The organism is Brevundimonas sp., from assembly GCF_027487935.1.
In the GTDB taxonomy this organism is placed as follows: Bacteria; Pseudomonadota; Alphaproteobacteria; order Caulobacterales; family Caulobacteraceae; genus Brevundimonas.
Map to the genome: position 1 here is coordinate 1 of NZ_JAIYCP010000022.1, position 18,210 is coordinate 18,210.

Genomic DNA, 18,210 nt, shown 5'->3' on the forward strand with positions numbered 1-18,210 from the left:
CATCCCGTCGGTGGGGAGGGCGTCGGATCCAGCGCCCCGATGTCGGCGGGCTGTGGTCGAGCGATGAAGCCCGGGGGATGGATACTTCGGGGGTCCTTGCGGAGGTCGATGGATGGCCTGCGCCTGCTCGCCGCGCGCCGATGGAGCGGACTGCTGGCTAGGCCATGTCCCTCCCGCGTCCCGGGCAGCAATGTCCGCGACGGATGATCCGGTAAGGCCCGAAGCAAAGGCCGCCAGCCGGAGGGCGCGTGGAAAACGGCCGCGCGGGGCAGGTCAGGCTTCGTCGAAACGGTAACTCTACAACAGCACCGGGCGAGGCCCGGCCGCCCCGCACCCTCCCCGACCCGCCGCGAAAGCAGGCGGTGAAGAGTCATGCCCAATCGTTCTCCCTCCCCGAAGTGGGGAGGGAGAACACCCCGCCTTCACCCTCGCGCTCCGAAAGGCTATCCCCGCCCCATGACCCCCACCGACGACCTGACCCTCGACCAGAAGAAGTCCGAAGCCCGCGCCTGGTTCGAAACCCTGCGCGACCGCATCCACGCCGATTTCGAGGCGCTGGAGGACGCGGCCCCTGCCGACCTGTTCCCCGGCGAACCCGGCCGGTTCGTGCGCACGCCCTGGGCGCGGCCCGAGGGCGGCGGCGGGGTCATGGGGATGATGCACGGCCGGCTGTTCGAAAAGGTCGGGGTCCATGTCTCGACCGTCCACGGCACCTTCCCCGCCGACTATGCGAAGACCGTCCCGGGCGCCGCCGAGGACCCCCGCTTCTTCGCCACCGGCATCAGCCTGATCTGCCACCCGGTCAGCCCGCGCGTGCCGGCGGTCCATATGAACACCCGCTTCATCGCCACGACGAAGAGCTGGTTCGGCGGCGGTGGCGATCTGACCCCCGTGCTGGACGTCGACCGGCGGCAGGATCACCCTGACACCCTCGCCTTCCACGCCGCAATGAAGGCCGCCTGCGACGCCCACGACCCCGCCAAGGACGGAACCTGGCACGCCAAATTCAAGGCCTGGTGCGACGACTATTTCTTCCTGCCCCACCGCAATGAGCCGCGCGGCACGGGCGGTATCTTCTACGACCACCACGACAGCGGCGACTGGACCCGCGACTTCGCCTTCACCCGCGATGTCGGCACCCATTTCCTCGACGCCTATTCGGCCATCGTGCGCGGACGGATGGGCGAGCCCTGGACCGCAGAAGAACGCGAGGAACAGCTCGTCCGGCGCGGCCGCTATGTCGAGTTCAACCTTCTCTACGACCGCGGCACCATGTTCGGCCTCAAGACCGGCGGCAATGTCGAGTCCATCCTCAGCTCGATGCCGCCCGTGGTGAAGTGGCCCTAGGCCTTCCGCTTCAGGAATTTCAGGCCCGACCAATCGGCGCTGACCGCGCAGACCTTCACATCAACCCAGCCCGTCGGCAGCAGGATCTCGCGCAGGCCGTCCTCGGTCAGGTCGCGAAACAGGGGCGACGTCTTCTTGGGCCAGGACACCCACAGCATGCCGCCCGGCCTGACCGCCGCCAGCGCCTCTGCGGCACTGCGCTCCAGTCCGGCACGATTCGCGACGAACAGATGGACGAGGTCGGCCACGGCGGCGTCCGCATCGACCACCGCGCCCGCGGGCAGGGGCGCGATCCAGTCGGCGTAGCCGTCGGGTGCCCCGACCGGCTTGAGGACCTGGGTCTCCCTGAGACCCAGCTTCTGGATCAGCGGCTTGCCGGAATAACCGACGGGAGCGGGCATGGCGGGACTTCCTCAGGCGGTCAGGAATGCGCGGATCCATCCGCCGACGACGCCACGATCGTCCGCCGCCTTCAGACTGTCCACCGCCCGCGCCACCAGCGCCGGATCGATCCGGTCGTGCCGTCCCGCCGTCAGCTCGGTCGCGAAGGCCGGGGTGAACTCGGGATGGGGCTGCATCGAGATCGCGTCCTCGCCCCAGGCCAGTCCGGCGAACGGTGTGAAATCACTTCTCAGCAGGACCCGCGCATCCGACGGCTTCTCGACCACCTGATCCTGATGCGAGGCGGGGATGGCGACCGTCGCGGTCCCCGGTGTCATCCACGGCTCGGGCGAAAGCACCTCATACCGGTGCAGGCCGACCCCCCAGCCCCTGTCCGATTTCTCGACCCGCCCGCCCAGCGCCTGGGCCATGGCCTGGTGCCCGAAACAGACGCCGACCAGCTTCGTCCGCCCCTTCGCGGCGCGGATCCAGTCCAGCAGACCTGCGATCCAGCCCGCGCTCTCATAGACCCCTGCCGGAGAGCCGGTGATGATCGCGGCATCAAAGGCCGCAGGGTCGGGCAGCGCTCCCTCCTGAACGTCAAAGGTCTCGAAGACGAAGGCCTCGCCGAGCAGGTCCCGGAACATCGCCGGATAGTCACCGTGTGCCGCCTTCAGGGCAGGCGGCGGTGTGCCGGTCTCCAGAATCGCGATGCGGATCATTCAGGCCTCCTCGACCGGAACGGAATAGGCGTTCACGCAAGACGGCGGAAGGGCGATCGGCTATGGCCCCGCCATGACCGATACCGCCGCCGATCCCGTTGTCCTGATCAACGTCTACACCTGCAAACCCGAACAGCTGGACACGCTGATGGACCTGCTGGCCGTGATGGTCCGGACCCAGCGCGAAGCCGAGGGCTTCATCTCGGCCACCCTGCACCGCGGCCTGAACGGCAAGGGGGCGGCGGTCCATGCGGTCTGGCGCTCGGCAGCCGACTGGAAGGCCATGGCCCGCGGGTCGGCCGTCAATGCGGCGATGGAGCCGATCATGGCCATCGCCACCTTCGCCCCCCAACTCTACGAGGCCGGCGAGTTCATCGACTAACGGGTCAGCCCGTCATCCACACCTCGGACCGGGCTCCGTCGCCGCCCAGCCTGTCGGCCACCCAGCCACAGATCTCGATCGCAGCCGCCTCGGCCCCCGGCGGCGGATTCAGCACCACCACCGCGCAGCCGTTCATCTTCATCGGATCGATCAGCGGTCGGAGCCGCGCCTCGGCGACCAGCATCCGCTTGATGCCCGCCTGGTCCAGCCGACGCAGAAAGCCGTCGAAGGTCTCCATGTCTTTGAGGGGCGTCCAGATCGCCACCGTCGCGCGTGGATCGGCGCGGGCGATGGCGGCGGCCGTGTCGGCGGCGCGATGATAGTCGTCAGGCTGTTCGAACGGCGGATCGATCAGAACGAAAGGTCCGGTCGCCTCCGCTGCCCAGGTCCGCGCCTGGTCATAGCCGTCCCCGCCCTCGGCCATGGCTTGCGGAAAGCCCTCCAGCGCCCCGGCCAGCAGCTCCAGCACCGGCGGGTTGAGCTCGAAGCCGACATAGCGGTCGTCCTCGCCCAGCCGCTGCGCAATCAGCCGCGGCGAACCCGGATAGAAGGTCACGCGACCGTCGGGATTGAGCTGCGCCACCGCCGCGGCCAGCGCCTCGATCAGCGGCGGCCGGGCATCCGCAGCCATCAGCCTTGCGATTCCGGCCTCGGCCTCCCTGGACCGCGCCGCATCTCCGGTCAGATCGTACAGGCCGGCCCCGGCATGGGTGTCGATCACGCTGACCGCCCCCTGCGCCTGCCGCCGCTCCAGCAGCCAGAGCAGCAGGGCGTGTTTGACGATGTCCGCGAAATTCCCGGCGTGGAAGCTGTGGCGATAGTTCATGCCCCTGCCCTCGACCGGCCCGACGCCCGGGTCAAGTGGGGGGTGCCGCCCGATTCCTCAGGCGGTCGCCCAGTAACCCAGGCTGCGGGCGCTGATCGGAGCCCGCGTCTCCTGGACCCGTGCGAGGATCGCGTCGCGGAAGCAATCCGCCGCTTCGTCGCCCTGAAGCAGCCGCAGCGAGCGGATGATCCGGGTGATGCGGCGGTGATTGTGGTCGTTGGGCATCAACCAGTCATGGGTCGTCCGGTAAAAGGAGATCATGCGATCCCTCGCGCCGGCGAGGGCAATCGGCGCCAGTTCAGACGATCGAAGGGCCTGTATGTCGCCCGGTGTCAGGACCGGCGATTCCGGGACGGCCTTCGACGGCTCCGGCAGGGGAAACAGCCACTGGATGAAGTCGTGCGTCCGGTCCAGGGCGATGTCATCCATGGCCACGATCTCGAACACAGTCCGGCCGTGGGCATCCGTGCCCTCGCCCTCCAGAAACATCACTATGGGACTTGCTACCATCACGAGATCCTCAGGCTGCCTTGTCCCAGTCGAGCACAACCTTGCCCGACTGGCCCGAACGCATGGCCTCGAAGCCCTCCTGATACCGTTGGTAACTCATCTGGTGAGTGATCAGCGGGGTCAGGTCGAGGCCGGCCTTGAGCAGGCCCAGCATCTTGCGCCAGGTAGTGAACATCTCGCGGCCGTAGACGCCCTTGATGGTCAGGGCCTTGAGGATGATCGCGCCCCAGTCGGTTTCCATCGGCTTCGACGGAATGCCCAGCATGGCCAGGCCGCCGCCCATGATCAGGGTGTCAACACACTGTTTGAAGGCGATCGGCGACCCCGACATCTCGAGCGCGACGTCGAAGCCGACCTTGAGGCCGAGCTCGTGCATGACGTCCTTCAGGTCCTCACGGGTCGTATTCACCGTGCGGACGCCCGGCGCGACCTTCTGCGCCAGCTCAAGGCGGAAGTCGTTGATGTCGGTCAGGACCACGGTGCGGGCCCCGGCGTGACGCGCGACGGCGGCCGCCATCATGCCGATCGGCCCGGCGCCGGTAACCAGCACGTCCTCGCCCAGCAGATCGAACTGCTGCGCCGTGTGCACGGCATTGCCGAACGGATCGAGGATCGAGCCGATCTCATAGGGAACGTCGTCCGGCAGTTCGATGACGTTGAAGGCCGGGGCCACGACGAACTCGGCGAAGGCACCCTGGCGGTTCACGCCGATACCGCGGGTATCGGGGTCAAGATGGAAATGGCCGGCGCGGGCCGCTTCGGAATTCAGGTCGATCACATGCCCCTCGGCCGAGACGCGCTGGCCGATCCTGAGACGGCGATCGACGTCCTTGCCGATGGCGACGATCTCGCCGGCGAACTCGTGGCCGGTGATCATCGGGACCGGAACATTCTTCTGGCTCCACTCGTCCCAGTTCCAGATGTGGATATCGGTTCCGCAGACGGCGGTGCGCCTGACCCGAATCAGCACGTCCTCCGGTCCGGCGACCGGGATCGGCGCATCGATCAGCTCCAGACCCACCTCGGGCCGGGTCTTGGCCAGGGCCTTCATCGTGTCAGCCATCAGATAACTCCCAGTTCGCGGCCGGCCGTCGTGAACGCCGCGACCGCATGATCAATCTGTTCGAAGGTGTGCGCCGCCGACATCTGGGTGCGGATGCGGGCCTGGCCACGCGGCACGACGGGGAAGGAAAAGCCGATCACATAGACGCCGAGCTCAAGGGCCCGGGCGGCAAAATCCTGGGCCAGTTTCGCATCGCCCAGCATCACGGGGATGATCGGATGTTCACCGGGCAACAGGGTGAAACCGGCCTCGGTCATCGCACCGCGATAGCGGACGGCGTTGGCGAACAGCTGTTGACGCAGGACGTCGCCCTCGTCTCCGCCGGCGATGCGGATGGCCTCGAGGCTGGACCCACAAATGGCCGGGGCGAGGGCGTTGGAGAACAGATAGGGCCTGGCCCGCTGCTTCAGCAGGGCAACGACCTCAGACGTCGCGCAGATGAAGCCGCCCATGGCACCGCCCAGGGCCTTGCCGAAAGTGCCGGTCAGGAAATCGATCTCGACCCCGTGGTGGGCATATGAGCCTCGCCCCTGCGGGCCGAGGAAACCCGTGGCGTGGCAGTCGTCGACCATGATCAGGGCACCGTAGCGGTCGGCCAGCGCCCGGATATCCTTGAGCTTCGCGATGTAGCCATCCATCGAGAAAACGCCGTCCGTGGCGATCACGATCTCGCGCGCCCCGTCCGCCCGGGCCTGTTTCAGCTGGGTCTCAAGGTCGTCCATGTCCGAGTTGGCGAAGCGGTAACGCCCGGCCTTGCACAGCCGCACCCCGTCAATGATCGAGGCATGGTTCAGGCTGTCCGAGACGATGGCGTCCTCGGCGCCGAACAGTGGCTCGAAAATGCCGCCGTTGGCATCGAAAGCCGCGGCGAACAGGATGGTATCCTCAAAGCCAAGGTAGTCGGCGACGGCCCGCTCGAGCGCCTTGTGGATCTCCAGCGTCCCACAAATGAAACGAACCGAGGCTGTGCCTGCGCCCCATGTTTGCTGTGCCTCGATCCCTGCGCGGGTCACACGCTCGTCGCCCGCGAGGCCGAGATAGTTATTGGCGCAGAAATTCAGCACGTCCCGACCGCCGACCTGAATCACCGGTCCCTGCCGGGAGGTAATGACACGTTCGGGCTTGGTCAGGCCCTGGGCGCCGATATCGGCGAGTTCCGCGCGGATGCGTTCGTGAAAGCTGGCAGTCATGCTCGCTCAGCTACGCCGTTTCCCGCCGATATTGAACCCCCCGAAGCTGAGTTGTGGTCGCAGGAGAGGGCGGCGGAACCAGCTCGGCCAAGGGTCGTGAAGGGCTTGGCCTGCGCAGCTGGCCCCGGACGCCGCCCGGATGATGCACGCGCCACAGCTCTGTGGTTTTCCCGTCAGCAAGGCCGCGCTGAAAACGGATCGGCACAATGCCCGACCGGCCGCTCCCAAAGGCATGGCTCTCGCAAGCGATGCGGTTCAGGCGGTAAGGATACGGGGCAGTTTGAAGGTCACGGTTTCACGCTCGCCCGCGTCCTCGACCACCTCGGCGTCGAAACGCGCCCGCACCGCCTCGACGAGCTCTTCAATCAGCCGCTCCGGGGCCGAGGCACCCGCAGTGATCCCCAGGGTCGAGACCCCGTCCAGCCAGGACCAGTCGACCTGGCCGGCGTCATCCACCAACCGGGCGTCGCGGGCCCCGGCACGCATCGCCACCTCGACCAGCCGCACGGAGTTCGACGAGTTCTTCGACCCTACCACCAGCACCAGGTCACAGCCCTGGCCAAGCCGCTTGACCGCCTCCTGACGATTGGTTGTGGCGTAGCAGATGTCTTCCTTGTGCGGATCGGGCAGTTCGGGGAAGCGGCGCTTCAGGGTGGCAAGCACCTCGGCTGTGTCGTCGACCGAGAGCGTGGTCTGGGTGGCGTAGGCCAAAGGCGTATCGCCCGGCCGCTGGAAGGCTTCGGCATCCGCGACCGTCTCGATCAGGCTGATGGCCCCCGCAGACAACTGCCCCATGGTGCCGACGACTTCCGGATGACCGGCATGGCCGATCAGGATGATGTGGCGGCCGGCGGCATGGTGGCGCTCTGCCTCCACATGCACCTTGGAGACCAGCGGGCAGGTGGCGTCGAGAAACAACATCTCGCGCGCCCTTGCCGTCGCAGGCACCGACTTGGGCACCCCGTGGGCCGAAAAAACCACGGGTCGATCGTCGGGGCAGTCGTCCAGTTCCTTGACGAAGACAGCGCCCATGGCCTTCAGCCGTTCGACGACATGCCGGTTGTGGACGATCTCATGCCGCACATAGACGGGTGCGCCATATTTCTCGATGGCCCGCTCGACGATCTGGATCGCCCGGTCAACGCCGGCACAGAACCCCCGAGGGGTAGCGAGACGTACGGTCAGGGCGGGCTTTGCGGGCGGCCGGGAGGGCGCTTGAACGGTCATACTCCCAACCTAGTCGTAACGGGCCATCCTCGCCACCGGGCATTAACCGCGGACAGGTTTGCCGCGCCTCTGTTTAGCCGCTATCAGCAACCAGCGTGCGCCCCGCGTCGGGCTGTCGCCGCACCTCCTCGTTTCCGGAAGAACATTCGATGCGTCGCGTCCTCAAGGTTTCCCTGGCCTCGGCCCTTGCAGCCGCAGCCTTGACTGCCATGGTGCTGCCGACTGCCGCCAGCGCCCAGTATCCGCAGGGGCAGCAGAGCCGGCCGGGCCAGAGCCCCGGGCAACGGGAACAGGATGACGGCTCCACGTCGGACCGCCCGCGGGCACCTCGCATCGCGCCCCTGCGTCGCAGCGCCGCCGCCGGCCCGTGCCCCTATGTGAAGGTGCTGTACGACGCCGCGCGCTATGTCGAACTGGCCGGAGACCGGGTCTCCATGGCGAATGTCGGCTTCACCGGCGAGATCGACGGCCTTGTTTCGGACTGTGCCTACCAGTCAGACCAGCCGATCACGGTGCACACCCGGATCCAGTTCAACCTCGGCCGTGGACCACAGGCCCAGGGTGACGGGCGCACCTATCGCTACTGGATCGCCGTGACGGAACGGAACCGCGCCGTTCTCGCCAAGGAGTACTTCGACCTGCCCGTCAATTTCGACGGAGCCAGCACGGCGACCGTGACCCAGGATCAGACCATCGTGATACCGCGCGCCGAGGCGACCACCAGCGGCGACCATTTTGAAGTTCTGGTCGGCTTCGACGTCACGCCCGCGATGGCCGAGTTCAATCGCAACGGCAACCGTTTCCGCGCCAACGCCGGAACCGGCGCCGCCCAGCCGCCGGCGCAGTAAATGACCGATCTCAGGACTGTTCTGGGCGAAGCGGTCGGGGCCGCCTTCGCCACCGAAGGCGTGGACGCCGCGCTGGCCCGCGTCACGGCCTCCGACCGTCCCGACCTGGCGGACTTCCAGTCCAACGGGGCGCTGGCCGCCGCCAAGGCGCTGAAGGCCAATCCACGCGAGCTGGCGGCCCGTGTCGCTGAACGGCTGACGAACGATCCGCGTCTGGCTTCGGTCGAAGTCGCTGGCCCCGGCTTCATCAATCTGAAGCTGGCCGACAGCGCCCTGTCGATCCGCGCCGCCGAAGTCGCCGCGGACAGCGCCCACGCCGGGGCCTCGGTGGTCGACACCCCGCGCAAGGTGGTGATCGACTTCGCCGGCCCGAACGTGGCCAAGCCGATGCACGTCGGACACCTGCGCAGTTCGATCATCGGCGAGAGCCTGAAGCGCATTTTCCGTTTCCGGGGCGACACCGTCTGGGGCGACGCCCATTTCGGCGACTGGGGCTTCCAGATGGGCCTGCTGATCGTCGCCGTGGGTGACGAGGGCAAGGCTTCCGGCTTCCTGATCGAGGGCAACGGCCCTTTCCCGGCCGAGAGCCCGGTCTCGCTCGAAGACCTCGAGCGCCTCTATCCGGCCGCTGCGGCCATGGCCAAGGAGGACGCCGGCTTCCGGGACCGCGCCCGCAAGGCGACCGCTGAGCTGCAGGGCGGCCGTCCGGGCTACCGTGCCCTCTGGGCCCATTTTGTTGCGGTCAGCCGCACGGCACTGGAGCGCGAGTTCGGCGCGCTCGGCGTAACCTTCGACCTGTGGAACGGCGAGAGCGATGCCGACCCGGTGATGGCCGAGATGATCGCCCATCTGGAAGCGAAGGGCCTGCTGGTCGAGGATGACGGTGCCCGGGTGGTCCACGTCGCCCGCTCCGGCGAGACACGGAAGAAGAAGCTGGCCGATGGCTCGGTTATCGAGGCCCCCAGCCCGCCGCCGCTGCTGGTCATCTCGTCGGAAGGCTCGGCCATGTACGGCACGACCGACCTCGCCACGATCCTGGACCGCCGCAAGGCGATCGATCCCGACCTGATCCTATATGTCGTCGACGAGCGGCAGGCCGAGCATTTCGAACAGGTGTTCCGCGCGGCTTATCTGGCCGGCTACGCCGCCGAGGGCTCGCTGGACCACCTCGGCTTCGGCACCATGAACGGGCCGGACGGCAAGCCCTTCAAGACCCGCGCGGGTGGCGTCCTGAAGCTGCACGACCTGATCACCATGGCCGTCGACAAGGCCCGCGAGCGTCTGCATGAGGCGAAGCTCGGCGACGACCTGCCCGCGGCCGAGTTCGAGACCATCGCCCACAAGGTGGCGGTCGCCGCCCTGAAATTCGCAGATCTGTCGAACAGCCGGACCACCAGCTACGTCTTCGACCTCGACCGCTTCATGAGCTTCGAGGGCAAGACCGGGCCGTATCTGCTTTACCAGGCCGTCCGCATCAAATCCCTGCTGCGCAAGGGCGCGGACCAGGGCGTGACGGCGGGCCCGATCGTTATCGCCGAGCCGGCCGAACGCGATCTGGCCCTGACGCTGGACGCGTTCTCCCAGGCGGTGACCGAGGCCTATGAAAAGCGGATGCCGCACGTCATCGCCGAACACGCCTATCGACTGGCACAGGGCTTCTCGAAATTCTACGCCGCCTGCCCGGTGCTGATCGCCCCTGACGCGGCCACCCGTGACTCGAGACTGGCCCTGTCGAAAGCTGCGCTGGACCAGCTGGAAACCGCTCTGACCCTCCTCGGGATCGACACACCGGAGCGGATGTAGGCTAGATTGACGGCTCCAGGAGGGAGCCCGCCCATGTCGCTCGACGCCTATATCGCCGGCCTGCCGAAGGCGGAGCTTCACCTGCATATCGAGGGCAGTCTCGAGCCCGAACTGATGTTCGAACTGGCGCAGCGCAACGGCGTGGCCATTCCGTTCGACAGCGTCGAGGCCGTGCGCGCCGCCTATGATTTCTCCAACCTGCAGGACTTCCTCGACATCTATTACGCCGGGGCCAATGTGCTGCTGACGCGGCGGGACTTCGAGGATCTGGCCTTTGCCTATTTCCAGCGCGCCGCGGCCGACACTGTCCGGCACGCCGAGATCTTCTTCGACCCCCAGACCCATACGGACCGGGGCGTGCCCTTCGGCGTGGTGGTCGAAGGCCTTGTCGCGGGCATGGAACGGGCGAAGACCGAACTGGGCGTCACCTCTGGCCTGATCCTCAGCTTCCTGCGCCACCTCAGCGAGGCGGAGGCCTTCGCCACGCTGGAGGCCGCGAAGCCCTGGCTGCACCATTTTGTCGGGGTTGGTCTCGACTCGTCGGAGGTCGGCCACCCGCCGTCGAAATTCGAGCGCGTGTTCGCCGCCGCCGGCGCGCTGGGCCTCAAGCGCTGCGCCCATGCCGGCGAGGAAGGGCCGCCGGCCTATGTGCGCGAGGCGCTCGATCTGCTGCACATCGACCGCATGGACCATGGCAACCGGTCGATGGAGGACGAGGCGCTGATCCAGCGGCTGGCCGCGTCGCAGATGACGCTGACCGTCTGCCCGTTGTCGAACCTGAAGCTCTGTGTGGTGAAGGACCTCAAGGACCATCCCGTACCCGAGATGCTGCGTCGCGGCCTGCATGTGACTCTGAACTCGGACGACCCGGCCTATTTTGGCGGCTATGTGAACGAGAACTATCGCCAGCTGGCGCAGGCTGTCGGCCTGACCCGTGACCAACTCACCCTGCTGGCGCGCAACAGTTTCGAAGGGTCGTTCCTGGCAGAGACTGACAAGGCCGCGCGGATCGCCGAAGTCGAGGCGTGGGCCGCCCGTTCCGCTTGACTCGCGGCCAGAGTCGGGGCCTAGGTCCGTTTGCTCTCGCGGGAGAGATCGGAGCCCTTTAGGGGGGTCCGGAGCCGAAGGCGCAACCGCCCCGGAAACGCTCAGGCAAACGGACCGCGAGGACATACGGACGCTGGAAAGTCATCCTTCGGGATGCGCCGACGGAGCAAGCGGGCAACCGCGGAATCTCTCAGGCTTCAGGACAGCGGGGGCGCGAGGACGGCGGAGCTTTCCGCCCCGGTACGCGACTCTGAAGGCCGACATGACCGACGAATCTCTGAAGACCACGCCCCTCAACGCCGCGCATCGCGCCCTGGGTGCCCGCATGGTGGGTTTTGGCGGCTATGACATGCCGGTGCAGTACGAAGGCGTTCTGGCTGAACACCGCTGGACACGCGAACACGCCGGCCTGTTCGATGTCTCGCACATGGGCCAGTGCAAGATCACCGGCGAGGACGCCACGGCCCAGTTCGAGCGCTTCGTCCCCGGCGACTATGCGATCCTCAAGGCAGGCCGGCAGAAATACAGCCTGCTCCTGAACACCGAGGGCGGCATCATGGACGACCTGATGGCCGGTCGTCCCGATCATGACGGCCTCCATGTCGTCGTGAATGCGGGCAACAAGGACGCCGACTTCGCCTTCCTGGAGGCCAATCTGTCCGGCGACGCGAGACTGACGGTGCTTGCCGACCGCGCCCTGATCGCCATCCAGGGTCCCGAGGCCGCCGAGGTGATGGCCGCGCATGAGCCCGTCCTGGCCGAAATGGGCTTCATGGACTGCGCCCGCCTGATGCTGTTCGGCTGCGACTGCTTCATCTCCCGTTCCGGCTACACCGGTGAGGACGGCTACGAGATTTCCGTGCCGGCCGACCAGGCAGAGCGCATCTGGACCACGATCCTGAAAGATGCCCGCGTCAAGCCGATCGGCCTCGGTGCACGCGACAGCCTGCGCCTTGAGGCCGGCCTGCCCCTGCACGGCCACGACATCGACCCCTCGACCAGCCCGGTCGAGGGTGCCCTGACCTTCGCCCTGTCGAAATCGCGCAAGGAGCGCGCGGATTTCAACGGCGCCGCCCGCATCCTGAAGGAACTGGCCGACGGTCCATCGCGGGTCCGCGTCGGCCTGAGCGTCAAGGAAGGGGCTCCTGCCCGTGAGGGCGCAGAGATCGCTGACATGGACGGGAACGTCATTGGCAATGTCACTTCGGGCGGCCCCTCGCCGACGCTGGGGCGCAACATCGCCATGGGATATGTCCCGCCGGAATTCGCCGACCTGGGTACCGAGCTGAAGGTCATCGTGCGCGGCAAGCCTGCCGCTGCCGAGGTCGTCGCCATGCCCTTCGTCGCCCAACGCTACTATCGCAAACCGAAAGCCTGAGGATCGGACCGATGCATTTCTCCAAGGATCACGAGTGGGTTCGCCTTGACGGCGACGTCGCTACCGTCGGCATCACCCAATACGCCGCAGACGCCCTCGGCGATGTGGTGTTTGTGGAAACCCCCGATGCCGGGAAAGTCGTCACCAAGGGCGACGGGTTCGCCGTCGTCGAGAGCGTCAAGGCGGCTTCGGACGTCTATGCCCCGGTTTCGGGTGAGGTGATCGAAGGCAACGCGGCCCTTGCCTCGGCTCCGGAAACCGTCAACGCCGATCCTGAAGGCGAAGGCTGGTTCGCAAAGATCAAGGTGTCCGACACCTCGACCGACGGCCTGATGGACCGCGCCGCCTACGACGCCTTCCTCGCTTCCCTCTAAGCCCTTTCACGCACGGATCTCCCCGCCATGCGCTACCTGCCTCTGACGCCTGATGACCGCTCTGCCATGCTGGCGGCCATCGGGGCCAAATCGATCGATGACCTGTTCGTGGACGTGCCGGCAGCGGCGCGGCGCGCCGGTTTCGTCGACCTGCCACGCGTGGCGGGCGAGCTGGAGGTCGAGCGGGCGCTGGGAGCCATGGCGGCGAAGAATGCCTCGGCGGGGTCGGTGCCGTTTTTCTGTGGCGCAGGTGCCTACAAGCACCACGTCCCGGCGACGGTGGACCATGTGATCCAGAGGTCGGAGTTCCTGACCAGCTATACGCCCTACCAGCCTGAAATCGCTCAAGGCACGCTGCAGTATCTGTACGAGTTCCAGACCCAGGTCGCGAACCTGACCGGTATGCCCGTGGCCAATGCCAGCCTCTATGACGGTTCGACCGCCATGGCCGAGAGCGTGCTGATGGCCACCCGCGTGACGCGCCGCAACAAGGCCGTGATCTCGGGCGGGGTTCATCCGCACTATGTCCGGGCGACCGAGACCGTGGTTCATGCCGTCGGCGTCGGGACCCAGGTCCTGCCCGCCGCCGTCGACGCCGAGGCCGATGTCATTGCGCAGATCGGGCCCGACACGGCCTGTGTCGTCGTCCAGACACCGAACGTCTTCGGCACCGCCACCGACGTGTCGAAGATCGCCGAGGCGGCCCATGCCGCCGGAGCCCTGCTGATCGTGGTGGTCACCGAGGCCGTGTCGATGGGCTTGCTGAAGTCGCCCGGCGAAATGGGAGCCGACATCGTCGCCGCCGAGGGCCAGTCGATCGGCAACGCCCTGAACTATGGCGGTCCTTACGTCGGCCTGTTTGCGACACGCGACAAATTGGTGCGCCAGATGCCGGGTCGCCTGTGCGGTGAAACCGTGGACGCCGACGGCACGCGCGGCTTCGTCCTGACCCTGTCGACCCGCGAGCAGCACATCCGCCGCGACAAGGCGACGTCGAACATCTGCACCAACTCGGGCCTGTGCACCCTGGCCTTCACCATCCACATGAGCCTGCTCGGCGAGACGGGGCTGCGCAAGATGGCCCTGCTGAACCACGAGAAGGCGCTGGCGACCCGCGACGCCCTGGCCGCCATTCCCGGCGTCGAGGTGCTGACCCCGCGGTTCTTCAACGAGTTCGCGGTGCGCCTGCCCAAACCTGCCGCCGAGGTGGTCGAGGCCCTGGCCCAACATCGCATCCTGGCCGGCGTGCCCTATAGCCGCCTGGCCCCCGCAGCCGGCATGGACGATGTCCTGCTGGTCGCTGCGACCGAGACGACCATGGATGCTGACATCGAAATCCTGGCGAGCGCGCTCGCCAAGGCCTGCGCTTAAGGAGCCCGGATCATGAGCACCATGAACACCGTCGGCCGCCCGACCACGCCGAACCGCGTCGAGAGCAAGCCCGCTACCCTGACCGGCGGGCGCGGCCTGCTGCAGAACGAGCACCTGATCTTCGAGGGCGACGGCTGGGGCAAGACCGGCGTCGATCTGCCGGAACCGAAAACGGACGGCTCGGACCTCGGCGATCTTGTGCGCCGCGATCCGATCGGCCTGCCTGGTCTCTCGGAGCCCGAGACGATGCGCCACTATGTGCGTCTGTCGCAGAAGAACCACGCCATCGATCTGGCGATCTATCCGCTGGGATCGTGCACGATGAAGCACAACCCGCGCCTCAACGAGAAAATGGCCCGCCTGCCGGGCTTTTCGGACATCCACCCGCTGCAGCCGACCTCGACCGTACAGGGCGCATTGGAGGTGATGGACACCCTGTCGCATTGGCTCAAGACCCTGACCGGTATGCCCGCCGTGGCCCTGTCGCCCAAGGCGGGGGCGCATGGCGAGCTGTGCGGTCTGATGGCCATCCGTGCCGCCCATGAGGCGTCGGGCCAGCATGAGCAGCGCCGCAAGGTGCTGGTGCCGACCTCGGCCCATGGCACCAATCCGGCCACCGCTGCCTTTGTCGGCTACACCGTCGTGGAAGTGGCCCAGACCGACGACGGCCGCGTCGACGTGGCCGATCTCGCGTCCAAGCTGGGCGAAGACGTCGCCGCCATCATGGTGACCAACCCGAACACCTGTGGCCTGTTCGAGCGCGACATCCTCGAGATCAGCCGCCTGACCCACGAGGCCGGCGCGTATTTTTACTGTGACGGCGCGAACTTCAACGCCATCGTCGGCCGGGTCCGCCCGGGCGACCTGGGCGTCGATGCCATGCACATCAACCTGCACAAGACCTTTTCGACGCCGCACGGCGGCGGCGGTCCGGGCGCAGGCCCGGTGGTGCTTTCGGCAGCCCTGGCGCCCTTCGCCCCGGCGCCCTGGGTCGTGCATGACGCAGACGGCTATCGCCTGATCGAGCGCGAGGAGGACGAGGCGGCGCAGGCGTTCGGCCGCCTGTGCGCCTTCCAGGGCCAAATGGGCATGTACACCCGGGCCCTCAGCTACATGATGAGCCACGGCTCGGACGGCCTGCGTCAGGTCGCCGAGGATGCGGTGCTGAACGCCAACTACATCAAGGCCCGGCTGTCGGATGTGATGAGCGCCGCCTTCCCGGAAGGCCCCTGCATGCACGAGGCCCTGTTCGACGACGAATGGCTGAAGGGCACGGACATCACCACGCTCGACTTCGCCAAGGCGATGATCGACGAGGGCTTCCACCCGATGACCATGTATTTCCCGCTGGTCGTCCACGGTGCCATGCTGATCGAGCCGACTGAGACCGAGTCCAAGCAGGAGCTTGATCGCTTTATCCACGCCATGCGGGCGCTGGCCGAAGCGGCCAGGGCCGGCGACGTCGACCGGTTCAAGGGTGCCCCCTTCCATGCGCCGATGAAGCGACTGGACGAGACCCGCGCCGCCCGCTCACCGGTGCTGCGCTGGACCGCGCCGGAAGGCTCGAACATCGCTGCCGAATAGGCGGCACACCTTGCGCCGGACGGGTCGGGTGCCGACCTGTCCGGCATGACCTCTTTCATGATCAGCGACATCCCTGACCAGAGCGGCAAACTGGCCGTCGTCACCGGTGCAAACAGCGGCACCGGCTTCGAAACCGCGAAGGCTTTGGCCGCCAGGGGAGGCGAGGTCATCCTGGCCACCCGCAGCGCCGATCGCGCCGGGGCGGCGATCACCGCGATCCGACGCACCCTTCCGCAAGCCCGACTGCGCTTCGAACCGCTCGACCTGGCGTCCCAGGGCTCGGTTGCCGCATTCGCAGATCGTCTGCGGGCCGAAGGACGCCCCATCAACACCCTGGTCAACAATGCCGGCGTGATGGCCCTGCCGAAACGAACCGTCACCGAGAACGGATTCGAGACCCAGCTGGCGACCAATTATCTCGGCCATTTCGCCCTGACGGCGCGATTGCTGCCCCTGCTGAGGGGTGGTCGGGCCCGGGTGGTTCAGTTATCGAGCATCGTGCACCGGCACGGTCGGATCCAGCTCGACGACCTGCAGTTCGAGGCGGCCTACAAGCCATGGCCTGCCTATGCCCAGTCCAAGCTGGCCATGCTGATGTTTGCACTGGAGCTGGACCGCCGCAACCGCGCGAACGGCTGGGGTCTGACGAGTGTGGGCGCCCATCCGGGCTATGCCCGAACCGGCCTGATCGCCAGCGGGCCGATGAGCCGGTCCGCGGTCGCGAGGATGGTTCTGCGGTTCGTGTACCGACCGGTCCTTGAGCCGCTATTCAGCCACTCCGCCGCTGCGGGTGCCCTGCCAATCCTGATGGCGGCGACGGCTCCCGACGTGGCTGGGGGTACCTATTTCGGGCCCCGGGACATGCGGGAAATGAAGGGCCCGGCCGGCTTGGGCAAGATCGCAAACCGGGCACTCGACCCCGCGGTCGCGGCTGGCCTGTGGGAGGCGTCCGAGGCGCTGACGGGGGTCCGGTTCGACGCCTGACCGCGCGGCGTAAGGCGGGGACTAGTTCAGCCGCGAGCCGATCTGGGCGATGGCGGCGTCGAGCAGGGGGTCGGACTTCTGACCGGCCAGACGGGCGGCCAGGATCTGTTCGGCGGCACGGGCGGCGAGATCGGCGGCGGCGGTCTTCACCTCGGCCGTGGCCTGGGCCTCGGCCTGGGCGATGCGGCGCTCGGCGAGGGCCTGACGACGGGCCAGGGTCTCTTCGAGCTTGGCCTTGGCCTCGACCTCCATCAGACGGGCTTCGGCCTCGGCAGCCGCGAGCATTTTAGCGGCCTGGGCCTCGGCCTCGGCCTTTTCGGCGCGGATCTGGGCCAGCAGGGCTTCGGCCTCGGCGCGCAGACGCGCGGCCTCGTCGAGTTCGGACTGGATCCTGGCGGCCTTGGCGTCGAGCTGGCCGGCGACCAGTTTGGGCACGCCGACGAAGACGCAGATGCCGATGAACAGGAACAGGCCTGCGGCGACCCAGAGTTCCGGGTTGGCGAGGTCGTAGAGGTGCGGATTGAAGAATTCCATCAGGCGGCACCCTTCACGGCAGCAGCGGCTTCGGCGGCGGACGGCGCCTTGCCGGTGAATCGTTCGACGATGGCGGCGGCGGTTTCCGATGCGATCGTAGCGACATTGGTCATGGCGGCGTCACGGGTCTTGCCGATGGCGGTCTCGGCCTCGGCGATCCGGGCGTTGACGACGGCTTCTTCCTCGGCCGCACGGGCGTTGGCCGCATCGGTGACCCGGGCCTTGGCGGCGGTCGCCATAGCGCGGGACCCGGCGCGGGCGGCCTCGACCTCGGCCTTGGCGGCTTCGGCCTGACCGGCGGCCTCGGCCTGGACCTGACGGGCCGCGGAAACGGCATCGGCGATGGTGGCGGCCCGTTGATCGATGACGCCACGCAGGCGCGGCACGAAGACCTTGGCCATCAGCCAGTAGAGAATGGCGAACAGGAACAGCAGATAGACGATCTGACCGAACCAGTGCTGGAACTCGAACTGCGGCAAGCCGCCCCCGCCACCGCCGTGGGCGGCTTCGGTCGAGGCGTGCGTGTCACCGACGGCGACCGAATGGGGCGCGTCGTGATTCACTGCGGGTTGAGCGGATTCGGTCATCTGTCGCCTGATGTTTGAGCGGTCGATACGTCAGTCAGAAAACGAGGCGGCG

19 protein-coding genes and 1 riboswitch are annotated in these 18,210 nt (G+C 67.3%); of the genes, 10 read left to right on the plus strand and 9 right to left on the minus strand.

Annotated elements, in window-relative coordinates:
- Positions 1-456 precede the first annotated feature (456 nt).
- Positions 457-1,347 (plus strand): oxygen-dependent coproporphyrinogen oxidase, encoded by an 891-nt coding sequence (gene hemF / locus Q0053_RS08325; protein ID WP_298098668.1) that lies wholly within the window; start codon positions 457-459, stop codon positions 1,345-1,347.
- Here hemF and Q0053_RS08330 read toward each other — a convergent pair.
- Both Q0053_RS08330 and Q0053_RS08335 read right to left on the minus strand, forming a co-directional pair.
- Positions 1,344-1,748, minus strand: a complete 405-nt coding sequence (locus Q0053_RS08330; RefSeq protein ID WP_298098671.1) for a DUF3052 domain-containing protein — start codon at positions 1,746-1,748, stop codon at positions 1,344-1,346. The two genes, hemF and Q0053_RS08330, sit on opposite strands and share 4 nt — an antisense overlap.
- Before the next feature lie 12 nt (positions 1,749-1,760).
- On the minus strand, positions 1,761-2,450 hold the full coding sequence (locus tag Q0053_RS08335; protein ID WP_298098673.1) for a type 1 glutamine amidotransferase: 690 nt from the start codon (positions 2,448-2,450) through the stop codon (positions 1,761-1,763).
- A gap of 73 nt (positions 2,451-2,523) precedes the next feature.
- Here Q0053_RS08335 and Q0053_RS08340 point away from each other — a divergent pair, with 73 nt between their 5' ends.
- On the plus strand, positions 2,524-2,832 hold the full coding sequence (locus tag Q0053_RS08340) for an antibiotic biosynthesis monooxygenase (RefSeq protein ID WP_298098676.1): 309 nt from the start codon (positions 2,524-2,526) through the stop codon (positions 2,830-2,832).
- 4 nt (positions 2,833-2,836) lie between these two features.
- Here the strand turns inward: Q0053_RS08340 and rlmJ are convergent, their stop codons facing one another.
- From rlmJ to ispH, 5 genes are all read right to left on the minus strand, one after another.
- Positions 2,837-3,658 carry a 23S rRNA (adenine(2030)-N(6))-methyltransferase RlmJ gene (gene rlmJ / locus Q0053_RS08345; protein WP_298098680.1) on the minus strand — a complete coding sequence of 274 codons (822 nt, stop codon included), beginning with the start codon at positions 3,656-3,658 and terminating at the stop codon, positions 2,837-2,839.
- Positions 3,659-3,715: 57 nt separating this feature from the next.
- Positions 3,716-4,168, minus strand: coding sequence for an opioid growth factor receptor-related protein (locus Q0053_RS08350; RefSeq protein WP_298098685.1), 453 nt, complete (start codon positions 4,166-4,168; stop codon positions 3,716-3,718).
- Between the two features lie 10 nt (positions 4,169-4,178).
- Positions 4,179-5,219, minus strand: a complete 1,041-nt coding sequence (tdh, locus tag Q0053_RS08355) for an L-threonine 3-dehydrogenase (protein WP_367276681.1) — start codon at positions 5,217-5,219, stop codon at positions 4,179-4,181.
- Between the two features lie 11 nt (positions 5,220-5,230).
- Positions 5,231-6,421: a glycine C-acetyltransferase gene (locus Q0053_RS08360; protein ID WP_298098690.1), complete on the minus strand. Its 1,191-nt coding sequence runs from the start codon at positions 6,419-6,421 to the stop codon at positions 5,231-5,233.
- Between the two features lie 255 nt (positions 6,422-6,676).
- A complete protein-coding gene (ispH, locus tag Q0053_RS08365) occupies positions 6,677-7,648 on the minus strand; it encodes a 4-hydroxy-3-methylbut-2-enyl diphosphate reductase (RefSeq protein ID WP_298098692.1) in 972 nt (323 codons plus the stop codon).
- A 149-nt stretch (positions 7,649-7,797) separates the two neighbouring features.
- Here ispH and Q0053_RS08370 point away from each other — a divergent pair, with 149 nt between their 5' ends.
- The 8 genes from Q0053_RS08370 to Q0053_RS08405 all read left to right on the plus strand — a co-directional run bounded on the left by Q0053_RS08370 (position 7,798) and on the right by Q0053_RS08405 (position 17,037).
- On the plus strand, positions 7,798-8,496 hold the full coding sequence (locus Q0053_RS08370) for a Tat pathway signal sequence domain protein (RefSeq protein WP_298098695.1): 699 nt from the start codon (positions 7,798-7,800) through the stop codon (positions 8,494-8,496).
- Positions 8,497-10,299, plus strand: a complete 1,803-nt coding sequence (gene argS / locus Q0053_RS08375; protein WP_298098698.1) for an arginine--tRNA ligase — start codon at positions 8,497-8,499, stop codon at positions 10,297-10,299.
- Positions 10,300-10,332: 33 nt separating this feature from the next.
- Positions 10,333-11,346, plus strand: coding sequence for an adenosine deaminase (locus tag Q0053_RS08380; RefSeq protein ID WP_298098701.1), 1,014 nt, complete (start codon positions 10,333-10,335; stop codon positions 11,344-11,346).
- A gap of 29 nt (positions 11,347-11,375) precedes the next feature.
- A riboswitch (glycine riboswitch) is annotated at positions 11,376-11,473 on the plus strand.
- Positions 11,474-11,608: 135 nt separating this feature from the next.
- A complete protein-coding gene (gcvT, locus tag Q0053_RS08385) occupies positions 11,609-12,724 on the plus strand; it encodes a glycine cleavage system aminomethyltransferase GcvT (RefSeq protein WP_298098704.1) in 1,116 nt (371 codons plus the stop codon).
- An 11-nt stretch (positions 12,725-12,735) separates the two neighbouring features.
- Positions 12,736-13,098, plus strand: coding sequence for a glycine cleavage system protein GcvH (gene gcvH, locus Q0053_RS08390; protein WP_298098707.1), 363 nt, complete (start codon positions 12,736-12,738; stop codon positions 13,096-13,098).
- A gap of 27 nt (positions 13,099-13,125) precedes the next feature.
- Entirely contained in the window at positions 13,126-14,469 is a 1,344-nt protein-coding gene (gcvPA, locus tag Q0053_RS08395) for an aminomethyl-transferring glycine dehydrogenase subunit GcvPA (RefSeq protein WP_298098710.1), read from the plus strand.
- A 12-nt stretch (positions 14,470-14,481) separates the two neighbouring features.
- Complete coding sequence (gene gcvPB, locus Q0053_RS08400; RefSeq protein WP_298098713.1) at positions 14,482-16,053, plus strand: aminomethyl-transferring glycine dehydrogenase subunit GcvPB; 1,572 nt, start codon at positions 14,482-14,484, stop codon at positions 16,051-16,053.
- A 57-nt stretch (positions 16,054-16,110) separates the two neighbouring features.
- Positions 16,111-17,037, plus strand: a complete 927-nt coding sequence (locus Q0053_RS08405; protein ID WP_298098715.1) for an SDR family oxidoreductase — start codon at positions 16,111-16,113, stop codon at positions 17,035-17,037.
- 21 nt (positions 17,038-17,058) lie between these two features.
- Here Q0053_RS08405 and Q0053_RS08410 read toward each other — a convergent pair whose 3' ends face one another.
- Together Q0053_RS08410 and Q0053_RS08415 are read right to left on the minus strand one after the other, a co-directional pair.
- Entirely contained in the window at positions 17,059-17,571 is a 513-nt protein-coding gene (locus Q0053_RS08410; RefSeq protein WP_298098718.1) for a F0F1 ATP synthase subunit B, read from the minus strand.
- Positions 17,571-18,158, minus strand: coding sequence for a hypothetical protein (locus tag Q0053_RS08415; protein ID WP_298098721.1), 588 nt, complete (start codon positions 18,156-18,158; stop codon positions 17,571-17,573). The genes Q0053_RS08410 and Q0053_RS08415 overlap by 1 nt, the downstream gene beginning before the upstream one ends.
- Positions 18,159-18,210 lie beyond the last annotated feature (52 nt).